The following is a 15,167-nucleotide window of genomic DNA, read 5'->3' on the forward strand; positions in this document are numbered from 1 at the left end:
TGAAAGCAGCGCCGATTTTCACGCAAAACGTTGTATTTATGCGGCGAAATATCTAGTCGCTAGCACCTGGATCGCTAGCATCAAACTCGCTGCCGGCATAGATCGTTCGCCCCCCATCTACCGGCAAGCAAACCCCGGTCACAAACAGGTTCTCCGCCAAAAATAGCGCCGCATGGGCTAAAAACTGCGGCTCGCCTTGTCGCTTGACCAGCGTACGTGCGATATCACGCGCGATCTTCTCATCAGTTGCATCCGGTGGTTGCATCACTTGGCCCGGCAAGATCGCATTGACACGAATTCCTGGATTTCGCGTTCCCAGCTCGACCGCCAGACTGCGAGTCATCGTTGAAATTGCTCCCTTCGATGGAAAATAGTTCGCATAATCGGGATAGGGTCGCGCCGTCGCCCAATCGCCGATATTGATGATCGCTCCTCCCTTGGGCTGATCAATCATCCTCCGGCCAGCTGCCTGACAGCAAAGAAATGTTCCCACGGCGTTCACGTCAAACTGACGCCGCAGATCGTCGGCGGTCACTTTGTCGAACCGAATTGGCTCCCAGATCGCGGCCGTATTGACCAAAACGTCGATTCGACCGAAGTAAAAATGGATGCTGTCAAACATCGCATGAATCGCCGCTTCGTCGGTCAGGTCGGCGGCGAAAGCTTTCGCTTCGATATCGCGTTGGCATAGCTGTGCGGCGGTTTCCTCCGCTTCATCCAAAGACGAGTTTGCGTGCAACGCAATCCGATAACCATGGTCGGCCAGATACAACGCGACGGTCTTTCCGACTCGGTCGGCGCCGCTGCCGGTAACCACGGCAACCGGCTGCGGATGACCAAACAGGGATCGCAGTTTTTCTTGCTGCAAGCTCATAATTGCTTAGATATCTTTAACAGGATGTCCGTGGTAATTGGCGATTACCGACCATGCCTGGGCCGGCGAATCGACAAAGTTAACAAGATCAAGATGCTCGTCCCGAATGACTCCTTCGTCCGCAAGAAATTGAAAATCGATCACGCGTTTCCAATATTCTGATCCGTACAAAATGATCGGGATTTGCTGCATCCGATGCGTTTGCCGCAACGTCAGTGCGTCAAATAGTTCGTCCAAGGTCCCAAATCCGCCAGGAAACACTACCAGCGCTTTGGCTCGCACCAAAAAGTGCATCTTACGCATCGCGAAGTAGTGAAACAAAAAGCACAACTCTGGCGTCACATAGGGATTGGGGTGCTGCTCGTCGGGGAGAGTGATATTCAAGCCGATGGTCGGTGCTTCCGCTTCAAAGGCGCCGCGGTTCGCTGCTTCCATAATGCCCGGTCCGCCGCCGGTCACAATTACATAGTCGCAGTTACCATCCACGTGACAGTTGGTCGAACAAATTTTGGCGAACTGACGCGCTTCTTCATAATAATGCGACTTGGCGACTACTCGTTCGACACGAGCCAGCTCGCGCATTCGCTGCGGATCTGTTGGCGCAGCGTCCAAGGCGCTTCGCGCCTGCTGCAAACGCTCAGCGGCGACATGCTCTTCGACGATTTGCGTGCCGCCAAAAACGATGACCGTAGAGCGAATATTCATCCGCTTAAAGGCCAGCTCTGGCTTCAGGTACTCCAGTTCCATCCGCACGGCCCGCAGTTCTTCGCTTTGCAAAAAATCAGTGTCTAACTCCGCCATCTTGTAAGTCGGCGACTTCAAAATCATCGAAAGATTGTCACTGATCTTATTTTCGGCCATCGACACTACTCTCCTAGCTCGAACGAATCACCCAACTGCGGAATGATCGTGTCAAATTGATACTGATCGCGCAGCGCTGCGGCGAACGAGGCAGCGCTGTCAGATTCGCCATGCGTGATGAACGTCTGTTTCGGCTTCGGCAAATCTTTCAGCCACCGCAGCAACTCACTTCGTCCCGCATGTCCGCTTAAACCAGAGACGCTGTCGATCGCCGCGCGTACCGGAATGTCTTGTCCATGGATACGGATAAAGGAGCGCCCTTGCTGCATGTCGCGGCCTCGGGTTCCGGCCGCCATATAACCGCCGAGTAAAATTGTGTTTTTGGGATCGGGCAACCGCCGCTTCAGATGAAACAAGATGCGGCCCCCGGTCATCATGCCAGACGATGAAATAATCACCGCCGGCCCTTGCACGTTGTTAAGCTGCTTCGAGCGCTGATGATCGCGAACTAGTTCGACATTCGATCCATCCAGTACATTGCTCGGCGAGGACAACTGGCCTTCGCTAAGGTCATGATCTCGAGAAAACGTCCGAAAAATCTTAGTCGCGTCGACCGCCATAGGACTATCAAGAAAGATTGGGATGCGCGGAATCTTGCCGGCATGCATCAAAACTTGCAGGAGATAAATCAGTTGCTGCGAGCGCCCCACCGCAAAGGCGGCGAACAGGATCACTCCGCCGCGTTGAATAGCTTTGTTCACGCGATCCGCCAAAATCTCCAAGATGTCTTCTGGCGGATGATCGCGATCACCATAGGTGCTTTCGCAAATCAAATAATCGCACGGCGTTGGCGGCGAGGGATCAAAATACAACGGAGCATCATAGCGGCCGACATCCCCCGAGAACAAGATTCGCAGTGCCGGATCCCGATCGCGGATTTCCATCTCGATCATATTCGATCCGAGCAGATGCCCGGCGTCATGAAAACGTATCCAGACGGGATCGAGCAGTTCGTACCATTCGCCGCGCGGGACCGCTTTCAAGCGTTTGATCGCGCGCCGCGCGTCTTCGGCGTCATACAACGGCAGTGCCGGCGTATGCTTAGACAAATGCTTGCGATTGAGATAATCAGCGTCCCGTTTCTGGTTTTTCGCCGAATCTAACAACAACAGCTTGGTTAGTTCTTTGGTGGCCGGGGTGCAGATTACTTTGTTGCGAAACCCATCGCGCACAAATCGCGGCAGAAAGCCGGTATGGTCAATATGAGCGTGCGTCAATACTACCGAATTGACCGAGCTGGCTTCAAACGGCAGCTTTTTCCAGTTCAGCTCACGTAGCGTTTTCAAACCTTGAAACAAGCCGCAGTCGACCAAAACTTTCGCTTTGCCGGCTTCTATCAGATATTTTGAGCCGGTAACCGTTCCGGCGGCGCCGTAAAAAGTGATTCTCGCCATGCGGTTCACTTCGATCCTTCGCGCGGGCCATGATGCATCTCTTAGATGGCGACATTGTAGATGTTCACCCAGCGTGGGACCAGCGGCATCAATATTCGGACTGATCTGCCGGCGTCAGCTTGAACAGATAAAAAAGTAGCGCAAGACTCGGACCCAAAATCACGGCGCCGACCGCGACCGCGCCGATCATCGCCCACAAAACCGAATCTGGCGCCTTCGAATCAGCCAGCGTCAAAAACGGCGGAACAATCACCGGATACTGGGCGATTCCCCAGCCCCAGATAATATTGCCGGCGGCCAACATCGTGCAAACCGCCGCAGGCGTATACATTTTCAGGAAGAGCAAGATCAGCGAGCCGGTGCCGCAGACCGCTGCAAACGCAACCAACGGCCAAGCGCGAGTTTCAAAACCATGCGCCAGCTCCGGCGCTTCTAAGGCAACAAAGACCAAGCCGACCGCCGCCAACACGCCGATCCAAATCCCGGTCGCTAGCGCCCGTTGTCGCCAAATTAGCGTCAGCTCGGCTTCGTCAGCTTTTTCCGCTTCGCGGGTCAAAAAGACAGCCGCCAAATAACAGCAAAGTCCCACCGTAAAAAAAGCCGTGAACAGCGCCATCGGCGTGATCCAGTCGGTCAGATAGTTCCCCTGGTAGACTCCCGCGGCATTGATCTTTGATTCTCCGGCGGCCAAGTTCCCCGCGATCGCTCCCAAAAAGAAAGGCGCCGCGGCCGATGCGCCGGCAAACAGAGTTCGCCAAATTCGCTGATGCGAGCCTGAGTCAATTGAGTAAGCGCGAAACACATACCCAGCGCCGCGAAAGACAATTCCCACCAACACTAAAAACGCCGGCACGATAAACGCTGAGCATAATGCTTGAAACGCCAACGGAAACGCCGCGAACAAGATCACCAAGATAAAGATCAGCCAAACATGATTCGCTTCCCACACCGGGCCGATCGAATGATAGATCAGCTTCCGCTCTTTCTCGCTCGACTGAAACGCGGTGTTGATTTCCCAGATGCCAGCGCCAAAGTCTGCGCCGCCAAACAGTAAATAGAGCGTTGTCGCCGCTCCCAGCACGATTCCCACAATCAGCTCAGGCGACATTTGCGTTCTCCGGCAGCGGTTGTTTCGCCAAAATTCGCAGTACCAAAATGCAGCCGGTCGCCAGCACCAGATAGATCGACATCGTCACCGCAAAAATAAACCAAACCCCTGGCGCCTGGGTCACCGCATCTTTGGTGCGCAAAAAGCCATGCACAATCCAGGGCTGACGCCCCACTTCGGTCACGGTCCAACCAGCTTCCATCGCCAGAACCGTCAACGGGCCACAGGCCAATAGCGTCAGCAACCAAAGACGGCGTTCGTTCCAAGCGGATTTGCCCCACTTCAATAAATAGCCTGACCATAACCCAACAAGGATCAGCAGCGTGCCGATTCCGACCATGATTTGAAACGCAATATGCACAATCGGCACCGGCGGATGCAGATCTTCTGGAAACGCATTTAGCCCTTTGACTTCAGCGGCGGGATCATTGAACGCTAAGACACTGAGCAACCCCGGGATTTCAAGCGAATACGGCGTTGTTTTTGTTTCTGGATCTGGAATCCCACCAATTCGCAACGGTGCGTAGGTTTCGGTTTCCCATTGACCTTCCATCGCCGCTAGTTTGATTGGCTGCGTCACCGCGACCACGTGGCCGGCCCAATGTCCCACCGGGCCCTGCACCAATGCAAAGAATCCCCCCAGCAGCACCCCCAAGGTCAAAGCACGCCGCTGATACAGTCCATCGCGGCCACGCAAGATTTCCCAAGCATAGAACGAGGCGACCAAAAACCCGGTCACCATGTATGCCGCGACAATCATATGCGTCGTCTGTGCGCCTGTCGCGGGATTCAGCATCGCTGTCCACGGTTGCACGTCTAGCAGTTTACCATCGGCGTCTAACTGAAACCCTTGCGGGCAATTCATAAACGAATTGGTCGTCACCACAAACCAGGCCGACATCGTGCCGGCCAACGCGATCGGCAGCCCGCACAGCCAGTGATGAAACGGAGCGAGTCGATTCCAGCCGTACAAATAGATGCCGACAAAGATCCCTTCGGTAAAGAAGGCGAACCCCTCCAGCGTAAACGGCAAGCCGACAACCGGGCCAAACTTCCCCATAAATTCTGGCCACAGCAGCCCTAGCTCAAACGAAAGGACCGTCCCCGATACGGCGCCAACCGCAAACAACACCGCAAATCCCTTGCTCCACCGCTTGGCGAGCGTGCGCCAAACCGGGTCACCGTCTCGCAATGAAAGCCACTCAGCCACAACGATCAAGATCGGCAAGCCCATCCCGATGCAGGCAAAGATAATGTGAAAGCCGAGCGTAAACGCCATTTGCAGGCGTGCCGGCAACAGATTCGCGCTCTCTGCAAGAAGCATCATCTAATGGCCTATGGATTCATAGCATCGACGGCAATCAAGCCAATAGTTTCGCCTGAATCGCGAAGCGTAGCAATGCGACAATATGCCGCACGAAACACCAGGATCACAGATATTTCGCAATTGCGCCGCCGCGCGCCGCCAGCGCATCGATCTTTGCCGAGACGGCTGGATCTTCGACCAAGGGAGGCGCATTCCAGGGTTTTAACCGCGCATCAATCACCAGCGAGCCATGGCAGCCCCAATGCTTGTCTTTCGAAAAGGATTCGATTCCATGCACGTCGGCGGCAGGATTGCTGCGCGTGAACAGCGTCCAGACAAAGTTGTGCAGCGACGCCGCAGCAAATTGGCTGTCGTCGGCGATCACGATTAGCGGCAACTGGTTAATCGGTGCATCCCTGTCAAATGACGCGCAAAACCGCTCGATCTGATTCGATCCCTGAAATGCCGGGCCTTGCACGACCATCACCCCACGCAGCGCCATCTGCGGCGTGTGGAAACCATCCGGCAACTTCATGTTCTTGGGCAATTCGCCATATAACTCTCGTACAGGCCGCCCCACCGCAGCCATCACCAACTTCGAGCCGTGATTGAATTGCCCGCTTGAGTAGTCCAGCGTATCGATCGTCGTTTCGGTTTGAAAATGGAGATCGCGGCGCCAATCGATCCGCTCTAGCAGATGGCCGAAATACCGCGGAAAGTCGTGGATATCCAAATTCGGATCGTCTTCGTTCGCGATGATCATCAGATACTTGGCCAGCGACATTTGCCCCTGTCCCAAGATCGCGTTGGCCTGCGTTAACAATTCTTTGGGACGCGTCCGCTCGTCGTACGGCACATAGCGTTCGCTGCCGATCGCCAACATCAACGGGTGAACGCCGGCTGCGTCAACCGCATGCACCGCTTTCACCCCTGGCAGTACCGTCGGAATGATCGGACCGGTAATTTCGTGAATCAATGCACCAAAGGTCGTATCTTCCTGCGGAGGTCGTCCGACCACGGTAAACGGCCAAATCGCATCGTCGCGATGATAGACTTTCTCGACCTTAAGTACCGGAAAGGGATGCGTCAGACTGTAGTACCCCAGGTGATCGCCAAACGGCCCCTCGGGCTTGGTCTGCGTCTGGATCGTGCCGGCAATGCAAAAGTCAGCTTCGGCGTATAACGGCAACGGCGTCGCACCATAAGCCATCGGAATTCGATGTCCGGCTAATGCGCCGGCAAAAGATAACTCGCTCAGCCCTTCCGGCAACGGCATCACAGCCGCTAGGGACATCGCCGGAGTTCCCCCGATAAAGATGTTGGCATGAAACGGTTTGCCCGCCGCTAGCGCAGCCGCATGATGCACGCCGATACCGCGATGCAGTTGATAGTGCAGACCAATCTCTTCATTTGCCGCATACTCATTGCCAGAAAGCTGAACGCGATACATCCCCAAGTTCGACTTCAGCGCACCCGGTTGATTGATATGCTCAGTATAGACCTGCGGCAACGTCACGTAGGCGCCGCCGTCGTCAGGCCACGAGATCAACTGCGGCAGTTGGTTGATCTTTGCCGGATTCTTCAGCACGGGGCCACCGCGCCGTTTGGACGGCATCATTTTTAATGCCCAAAGCGGCGCTCCCGCATACCGCAGCGGGCGTTTCCACAGTTCGTTGGGATCAATCTTCAGCTCAATTAGGCGCTTGACCTGATCGATCGTATCGCGAAACAGAAACCGGGCCTGCTCCAGCGAACCGAATAGATTGGAGACCATCGGAAAACGACAGTTTTTGACGTTGGCAAAGTAAATCGCCGGCCCTCCGGCCACATAGACGCGACGCTGGACTTCGGCCGCTTCTAGGCAGGCGTCAATCTCGTCATCAATCTGGATCAAGCGTCCCTGCTTCCGCAGATCTTCAACGCATTCTCGAAGATTTCGATAGCCCATGATCGCTAGTTTGAAAAAATAAGGAGTTGAAGGAGATTTGCATGACAGGCAGATCCCAGGCGAACTATTACAGATTCGACCGTATTTGCGCCGCTTGTGACAACCGACCGCAATCGTAGCGGTTAATCGACCTGATAACAGCCGGGGCTCCTGTGACGACCAGACGCAGCGCATTAAACTGGACGCAGGAAAATCGCTTCTCGATCTGTTTTCTTCGCTTTGAAAGATTGCCGCAATGAAGATTCAACCTACAAAACAGCCGGTTCAGGATTTCGACGGAGACGCCATCATCGTGGGCGCCTATTCCGATGGCTTGTCCCCCACCGCCGAACAGTTGGACCCAGCGATCAGTGGCGCGATAGAACGATTGAAAGCGGCCGGCGAGATCACCGGCAAACGATACGAAGCAACCCGCATCCTTGCGCCGGCCGGCGTTCCGACCATCGAAGTGATCGTCATCGGCTTGGGCGCCAAAGCCGATCTCAACGCCGAAACTGTCTATGGCGCCGCCGCAACTGCCGCCAAAATGGTAGCCAGCAAAAAACGCAAGAAAGTTGGCTTCTTTCTGGATGACTTTTGGCCTTCCGAGCTTTCAGAACAAGCAATCGCCGGCCTTTGCATCGGGATGCACGGCCAGGACCTTTACCGTAAAGAAAAGGCGCTCACCACGCCTGATGAAATCTTCTGGTACGGCATTGATGAAGCGACTATCGAAAAAGGCGCCGCCTACGGCAACGCGATCAACCTGACCCGCATGCTAGTCAATCGTCCCGCCGCCGACATGTACCCGGCCACCTTTGCCGAAGCCGCGGCGGTCGTCGCCGAGGATTACAACTTGTCGATCGAAGTCTGGGACAAAGCCAAGCTCGAAGCCGAGCGTTGCGGTTCGCTGTTGGCCGTTGCACAGGCTTCTCCGCGGGATGCGCGCTTGGTCATCATTCGCTACAACGGTGGCAAGCTGGGCGAATCTCCGCTGGCGTTGGTCGGCAAAGGGGTGACGTTTGACTCCGGCGGGCTTTCGCTCAAACCAAGCGACGGCATGAAAACCATGAAGTGCGACATGGCCGGCGCCGCGACAGTCCTAGGCGCGATCAAAGCGATTGCCGCGCTCAAGCTGCCGCTCAACGTTGTTGGCCTAGTCGGTTTGGTCGAAAACATGGTCGCCGGCAATAGCTTCAAGCTGGGCGATGTGTTGACTGCACGCAGCGGCAAGACGATCGAAGTGCTCAATACCGACGCAGAAGGGCGTCTGGTCCTGGCCGACGTGCTGAACGTCGCGCTCGACGAAAAACCGACTCGCATTATCGATCTGGCGACCTTGACCGGAGCCTGTGTTGTTGCGTTGGGTCTCGATGTTGCCGGACTGATGACCAACGACGAGCCGATGCAAGACATGATCTTTGAGGCCGCCAAGCGAATGGGCGAACCAATGTGGCCGCTGCCGATGTACCCAGAGTTTGGCGATCAGATCAAAAGCCAGGTCGCTGACATCAAGAACATCGGCGAAGGCCGCTGGGGCGGAGCAATCACCGCCGCCAAGTTCCTCGAAGAATTTGTCGAAGGAACCCCTTGGACTCACATAGACATCGCCGGCCCCGCGTTTCTCGAAAAAGCGAAACCCTGGATGGACGGGGGAGCCTCGGGGTTTGGCGTCCGCACCTTGGTCGAAGTCGCCAAGACGCTTTGTAAGTAGCAAGCAGAGAGACTCTTGAACGTCGAACAATTTTCAGACGTTCAGTACACCTGATAACCTTGCGTCAAATGGAAGTAGCCCGGCACAAATTATTGCGTGCCGGGCATAAGTATCCCGCCGCGCTGAGCCTCAACGCTGGATTTACATCATCAGACGTTGCTCTATTTTCTGCCAACTACTTTGCCGTTATCGACGCAGGGCGGCCGTTCGCTTGCGTGGGAACGGTCCGGCAATTTCAACCGGTACGACTGTCGTGCCTGTGGTCGATTCGGCCGAGAGAGGACGTATGCCGTTGTCTTGTTCAGCGACAAAAGCACGCGGCGCTTCTTCGATCAAGGTCTCGCGAGCTGCAGCGCCTGACTGGTTGGACATTTGCTGTCGCTGCGCCTCTTGGCTGCGCTGGTAGACACGGGTGGTCGCCTGGACAAATTGATCACGTAGGGCTGGATCAATTTGCGTCAGCTTCTGCGACAAACTTTGCATGCCGGCGATGTTGTCTTCAGAGCTTTTCGAGATCTTGCCAAGGAACGCGGTCGTCTCGGCGAAGTTGGCGTCGGTCGTCTTGCCGATCAGCGGATGCAAAGTGCGAGCCAGTAGATCAGCTCCTTTGTTATCAAATTTGACGAAAACGTCCAATTGATTCGAGACAAATGTTCTGTTGAGATCGGCCGGAGCGTAACCTGACTTCAGCACCAGCACGCATTTCGCGTCCACTTTGCCTGGCGCAAGCGGGCCTTCATAGTAGCCGTTGGCGATCATGATATGGGTATCACGATTACCATAGACCAACTCGACATCGCTTACCGTTCCTGCGCCATCTTGGGCGTGAAACGAGAATTGCCCGGTGCGTTCGACGGCGACGTTGGTTATCCCCATCAAACGCCAAATGTTGACGAGAATTTCGGGATAGCGAATCATTAACAAGTACAGATCAGGGTCACAATCGATCACCTGAACCGGCAGACGGCGAAAGATGCTGGGATTAGTGATCACATCACGGATGCCATCTCGCGCTGGAACGGTCAATTTGTCGAACGGGATTTCGCGAATCGCGGCTTCTCGTTCGCTTCGATTGAAAGCGACCGTTTCATTGGGATAGGGCTTAGTTTCTTGTGCCAAAACGATATTGGCGAAACCGATCATCACGGCAATTGCCGCGAGCCAACGTCCCGCACGTACATATCTATGGTTCGCGATGCGATGGGCATCTCGGACTCTGCGCGTCATACGTCCCCCGGAAGCAGGTCGACTTCGCCGACTGTTAAGCTGTTTCGATCCTGATGGTAAATCGGTTCAGGGAGGGGGGATTCCTCAGTCAAACTCTCCTGTCCTAACGATTCCCGGCCGAATGCTAGCTACGCTCGCAATGATTCGCCCTTGTCGCCAGCGGCGGCCCCGATATCATCGTCGCTCCTTGGGGTTCTTATCAGGCCGACGAATGATTCCATTTTTATCCAACTGGAGACGACTCGTCTCGCTGTTAATCGCAGCGATTGGGATAGTTTGCGCGGTTTCTTATATCAGCACTGCATATCTTCAGTCGCATTGCGAAGCAGAGCTAGCGCAAGCGCCGGACGATGAAGTCGAGTTCTACTTGCAGCGTTATTTGGTAGTCTCGAAAAATCCAGAGCAGGACCTGATTCGTGCGCTGAATAGTAGCAATGCCCCTTTAGCGCTGGCTGCTAGCCATGTGATAAAGCAAAAGCAAAATGGCTGGCGCAATCAAGCGGCGCTCCGTTTTCGACAAGAAGCGATCCAAATCGCCATCCTGTTAGAAGCACAATGGGACCAGCTAACGCCGACTGCGCGCCAAGCGGCCGTCACCATGGCCGAGGATGTGGCCACGTGGAACCTCGGACTTGAGCCGGGCCAGGCGCCGCAGTTTGACGCCGCGATCGACCAGATCCTCCGACATGCGGCGACAGCCGAAGCGCGCGAAACAACCCGTCCTTTGGTTTCTGCGCTGGCGATGATCAATCCAACGGAACAAAAATCGACACTGTTTGAATACCAGACGCCAGCAGCAGTCGCTGCAGCGCCGGGAGGTTACCTACCGGTAGCGGCCGAAAATCCCCACGCTAAAGTGGCTAGCACCTTGCGGCCGCCAAGCGAATTCCCAACGGCGGCGGCTTTGACCAGCAAGCCAATCGATCCGCAGGGGGAGAGCCGAGAACCCTCCGGGTTTGCAGGCTCTGTTGGGGCGACACCTGGATTGCTTCCTGAATCGGCACGCCCTAATCCGCCGCAGGAGCTAAAAAATTTAGCCGATATCGAGGTGATGCATTGGCTGCATGATTCGCGCCCCGAAATTGTCGAGCAGGCGGAAAAAGAACTCATCAGCCGGCGTTTTCAACCGTTTGAATTACAGCTGGCTCGCCGTTTAACGAGCCCTCGTGTCGAAGAACGCCTGCGTCTAGCGAAAGAACTTTCAGTCGCAGCCGGCTTTGAGCGACAAATGTGGCTTGTCGAATTGGCGCATGATGTAGATGCTGATGTTCGAATTGTCGCGCAAAAGCAATTGATGCAGCTACGCGTCAGCGATCGCGATGCGTCGAATGACGCATCGCGATAAGATTCGATTGTGCTGCGCCGGAGCTGACGCTTAGGTCAGCTTAACCAGCTTTTCGATCGCATCTTTGGCACGCGCAATTCCGCCGATTTGTTCTACAAATTCTTTGGTTAGCAACAAATCGTCAACGGTCAGCGCGCCGCTCTTGGTCGCGCCGCTTTTTCGCTTGTCCATCGAAAGAATCGTGCTGACATACTGCGGGGTGACGCTGGGCATTTGCTTTTTCAGCGCATCAGAAATTGCAGACGGTCCAGCTGACGGGTTTTCTGATTTATACTTGCGAATCGCACTTGCTTTGTTGCCTTTGCTGGCGGCAGCTTTTTTCGCCATGGTAGAGAAGCTCCGAATCGTGTGATGTCTAATGAGGGGGGGGTAAATATGAGCTCAACTAGCGAAAGCGCCGAAGCGAGCTAACAAGGTTTTACGACCTTATACGTTTAGTTCTAATCTTGCATATTATGTAGAAAGTGCAAGCAGCTATCAACCTCCCCCCGGAAGATGCCGGCAACCCCTCAATTAGAAGTGGGGGGCATTAGTCGTTAAGATTAATTGAGGAAAGAATATTTCTTTTGACTAAAATTCGGCGGGGTTCGCGACTTTTGGAGCCGAGCACAAAAAAAGGCTGGAGAGATTTCTCCAGCCAATGCAAAATGGGGATGACAGGAATCGAACCTGCACTCCGTTAGGAACTAGAACCTAAATCTAGCGCGTCTGCCAATTTCGCCACATCCCCGTTGCTGTCTTAACGACGTTACGCCGCCTCAAGCCCTGAATTCTAGCATTCTCGCGATTACGCACAACTCCGCTCTGCGGCGGGACTCCCCTGTATTCCCTGGACGGCAGAGTTCACAATGGCTCCAGAGACGCCAAACTGTGGCGCAGGATCATCGGATAGGAGCAACGTAAATAGCATGAGTTCGCGCGCACAAAGTACGATTGAGGCCGTCGTCTTTGACATGGATGGGCTCATGTTTAATACCGAACTCTTATATCCCCAGGTATCCCACGAATTATTGAAGCGGCGCGGGCACGCATTAACACAAGAGCTCACCAATGCGATGATGGGGCGTCCCAGTCGGGATGCATTTCGCATCATGATTGAGTGGCACGAGCTGGAAGAGACTCCCCAGATTCTAGCCGCTGAATCCGACGCGATCTTTGAGAAAATCTTGGACGAGCATCTCGCCCCGATGCCGGGACTGCTAGCGCTGCTCAACGCACTTGAGCAGGCCGAAATCCCCAAAGCAGTAGCGACCAGCTCTGGCAGACCGATGGCGGAGCGTATTTTAGGAGGATTCGGCATCTTGCCGCGGCTCCAATTTCTGCTGTGCGGGAGCGACGTCGAAAACGGAAAGCCCAACCCCGAAATCTATTTGCTGGCGGCCGAGAAGCTGGGGATCGCCCCCGAGCGGATGCTGGTGCTGGAAGATAGCCATACCGGCAGTCGCGCTGCGATTGCTGCGGGCGCGTTCGTCGTCGCGACACCCGGTGACCATAGTCGGCATCACGATTTTACAGGCGCTCAATTTGTCGCCGATACGCTGAAAGACGCTCGAATCTACGAAGTCCTCGGAATGCCACTCGAGATGTAGGCATTTTGTCTCTCTTGACCCTCTTTTAGCGAGACTGCTACACTAACTACGGGGACGACAAAGATTTCAATTTCTAAGCCGGCAAACGCTACAAGGACGCCGTAATGCTGAAGAATCTTGCCATTCTGCAGATTGATACCATCCAACAAAACAGCATGAATGCTGCTGGACGAAGTCGGATTGTTCCCGCTCGCTTGGCTCAACGCTCGATCGCCGGCAAACCGCTGGTGGAATGGATGATTCGCCGCGTCAGCGAAGCGCACGTTGACGGCGTGATGGTCGTCCTTTCTGACGATCTTGACACCAACGCTATTCTGCCGCTGATTCCCAGCGATACGCCGGTTCATATCAGCCGCAAACACGATTCGTTGGGACGTTTTGCCGATGCGGTGCGCGAATACCAACCGCGCGGCGTGATTCGGATCCCTGTCGAAACTCCGTTTATCGACCCGGCCCTGATTGATCGCTTGCTGACGACTGCCGAAATGTATGAGAAGTGCGATTACGTCGCTTATCGTCGTCAGGATGGATGTGCGGCTGTCGCTTCGCCGGTAGGTCTGTTCGCCGAATGGTATCGTGCCAAAGCGATCTTAAAAGCAGACGAAATTGTGACGGATGCGGCTGAAAGAGAAGACATTAGTCGGTCGCTCTCGACGCGCCCGGATTGGTTCCCGCAGCAACTTCTGTCGGTTCCGAGCGAACTGGAATGTGCCGACGTCCGGTTGTCGGTCACAGAAGAAGAAGACTGGGAACACTCATTAGCAATTGTGGATGCGATGCGTTCGCATGACCTCGAATGGCAGGATGTCGTTCGATTCATTCGCGAATCGCCTCATCTGCGTCAGCGGATGGAGACGATGAATCAAGTCGGCTAGACCTTGCCAGCGCCGCTACACACGGCTTGGCACGGTTGCCCGCAGATCTTCGCCTGGCATGGTTAAGGCCGGCGAATTTTTCAAACGCAGCGAATGGAGTCGCCGCGATGGAAGATAGAGATGGGTACGCCGACGAGTGGATCGTCACTGCCGGCGCCGGCTTATCAAGTCGGTTAACAATCGTCATCGATCCCAAAAACACGCTGTTTGACGCAACCGTCGGCCAGCGCTGGCTGTATCAATTGGTGGGGCCTCAGCGCGAGGACGCAGACTTCTCTGCGTTTTTCGCCCAGTGGACATTGCACTATTTACCCGCCATTTGGAGCGGCGAGCGACCTTACTGGGAATCGATGAAAGAGTATCTGCGCTCCAAGGGTCTCTCCAACGGGCACGTTGACGAGCTGTGGCGCGCCGCGTCGCGGAAGTTTCCAGAACTCGAGTTCGGCGGCAAACCGTCCGCCGATATCTTGCAGATCCTAGAACGCGTTCGCCAATATGGGGTGCAACTGATCACGCTGTGGGAAACGACGCAAACGGTCGATCCCCGCTCACGCGAGCATGCTTGGACCAAAGCGTTTGACCAAGTAGTCACCAGCTGGCAATTGGGCTCCGGCGGCGCCGATGTACTGACGTATCAGCGACTTCGTACGCAAATTGGGGACTCGGTCTGCGTCCTGCAAAGCGCCGACCCCCGCGTGTTGTCGGCGGCGGCCAAGGCCGGTTGGCTAACGCTAGCAATCGGCCGTCATGCGCCGATCCCGGCTTCCGTAATGCTCCCGAACTGGGCCGACCTGATCCCCTGGGCGGCGCTGCGCGGCAATCGTCAAGCGGCATAGCCCTCGCACGAGAGCCGGATAATTCCGAAAAATCGGTACAACCGGCATAAGTTCTCTAATTTCCAGAATCGGAAACTGCCGATCGAGTTGGTAAGGACGTCTCTCGCTTAC

At 55.1% G+C, this 15,167-nt stretch carries 13 protein-coding genes and 1 tRNA gene; 5 read left to right on the plus strand and 9 right to left on the minus strand.

Going from position 1 to position 15,167, the window contains the following annotated elements; all coding sequences use genetic code 11:
- Window positions 1-52 precede the first annotated feature (52 nt).
- The 6 genes from SH421x_RS19400 to SH421x_RS19425 all read right to left on the minus strand — a co-directional run bounded on the left by SH421x_RS19400 (window position 53) and on the right by SH421x_RS19425 (window position 7,491).
- The gene (locus tag SH421x_RS19400; protein ID WP_488851603.1) at window positions 53-874 is read right to left on the minus strand and encodes an SDR family NAD(P)-dependent oxidoreductase; all 822 of its coding nucleotides are present in this window, start codon (window positions 872-874) and stop codon (window positions 53-55) included.
- Between the two features lie 6 nt (window positions 875-880).
- Complete coding sequence (locus tag SH421x_RS19405) at window positions 881-1,735, minus strand: LOG family protein (protein WP_488851605.1); 855 nt, start codon at window positions 1,733-1,735, stop codon at window positions 881-883.
- A 5-nt stretch (window positions 1,736-1,740) separates the two neighbouring features.
- Entirely contained in the window at window positions 1,741-3,129 is a 1,389-nt protein-coding gene (locus SH421x_RS19410; RefSeq protein WP_488851607.1) for an MBL fold metallo-hydrolase RNA specificity domain-containing protein, read from the minus strand.
- An 88-nt stretch (window positions 3,130-3,217) separates the two neighbouring features.
- Entirely contained in the window at window positions 3,218-4,237 is a 1,020-nt protein-coding gene (locus SH421x_RS19415; RefSeq protein WP_488851609.1) for a cytochrome d ubiquinol oxidase subunit II, read from the minus strand.
- Window positions 4,227-5,564, minus strand: a complete 1,338-nt coding sequence (locus tag SH421x_RS19420) for a cytochrome ubiquinol oxidase subunit I (RefSeq protein ID WP_488851611.1) — start codon at window positions 5,562-5,564, stop codon at window positions 4,227-4,229. The genes SH421x_RS19415 and SH421x_RS19420 overlap by 11 nt, the downstream gene beginning before the upstream one ends.
- 103 nt (window positions 5,565-5,667) lie before the next feature.
- Window positions 5,668-7,491, minus strand: a complete 1,824-nt coding sequence (locus SH421x_RS19425) for a UbiD family decarboxylase (protein WP_488851613.1) — start codon at window positions 7,489-7,491, stop codon at window positions 5,668-5,670.
- A 235-nt stretch (window positions 7,492-7,726) separates the two neighbouring features.
- On the opposite strand from SH421x_RS19425, the gene SH421x_RS19430 reads away from it, so the two are divergent.
- Window positions 7,727-9,184: a leucyl aminopeptidase gene (locus SH421x_RS19430; RefSeq protein WP_488851615.1), complete on the plus strand. Its 1,458-nt coding sequence runs from the start codon at window positions 7,727-7,729 to the stop codon at window positions 9,182-9,184.
- A gap of 186 nt (window positions 9,185-9,370) precedes the next feature.
- On the opposite strand, the gene SH421x_RS19435 is transcribed toward SH421x_RS19430, so the two are convergent.
- On the minus strand, window positions 9,371-10,411 hold the full coding sequence (locus SH421x_RS19435) for a hypothetical protein (protein WP_488851617.1): 1,041 nt from the start codon (window positions 10,409-10,411) through the stop codon (window positions 9,371-9,373).
- Between the two features lie 211 nt (window positions 10,412-10,622).
- Here SH421x_RS19435 and SH421x_RS19440 point away from each other — a divergent pair, with 211 nt between their 5' ends.
- A complete protein-coding gene (locus SH421x_RS19440; RefSeq protein WP_488851619.1) occupies window positions 10,623-11,756 on the plus strand; it encodes a hypothetical protein in 1,134 nt (377 codons plus the stop codon).
- Between the two features lie 30 nt (window positions 11,757-11,786).
- Here SH421x_RS19440 and SH421x_RS19445 read toward each other — a convergent pair whose 3' ends face one another.
- Together SH421x_RS19445 and SH421x_RS19450 are read right to left on the minus strand one after the other, a co-directional pair.
- Window positions 11,787-12,083 (minus strand): hypothetical protein, encoded by a 297-nt coding sequence (locus SH421x_RS19445; RefSeq protein ID WP_488851621.1) that lies wholly within the window; start codon window positions 12,081-12,083, stop codon window positions 11,787-11,789.
- 321 nt (window positions 12,084-12,404) lie between these two features.
- Window positions 12,405-12,486, minus strand: a tRNA-Leu gene (locus SH421x_RS19450).
- Window positions 12,487-12,664: 178 nt separating this feature from the next.
- On the opposite strand from SH421x_RS19450, the gene SH421x_RS19455 reads away from it, so the two are divergent.
- From SH421x_RS19455 to SH421x_RS19465, 3 genes are all read left to right on the plus strand, one after another.
- Window positions 12,665-13,345: an HAD family hydrolase gene (locus tag SH421x_RS19455; protein ID WP_488851622.1), complete on the plus strand. Its 681-nt coding sequence runs from the start codon at window positions 12,665-12,667 to the stop codon at window positions 13,343-13,345.
- Window positions 13,346-13,449: 104 nt separating this feature from the next.
- Entirely contained in the window at window positions 13,450-14,220 is a 771-nt protein-coding gene (locus SH421x_RS19460) for an NTP transferase domain-containing protein (protein ID WP_488851624.1), read from the plus strand.
- A gap of 107 nt (window positions 14,221-14,327) precedes the next feature.
- Window positions 14,328-15,056 carry a hypothetical protein gene (locus SH421x_RS19465; protein ID WP_488851625.1) on the plus strand — a complete coding sequence of 243 codons (729 nt, stop codon included), beginning with the start codon at window positions 14,328-14,330 and terminating at the stop codon, window positions 15,054-15,056.
- The last annotated feature ends 111 nt before the right edge of the window (window positions 15,057-15,167 follow it).

Source organism: Blastopirellula sp. SH421 (assembly GCF_057808535.1).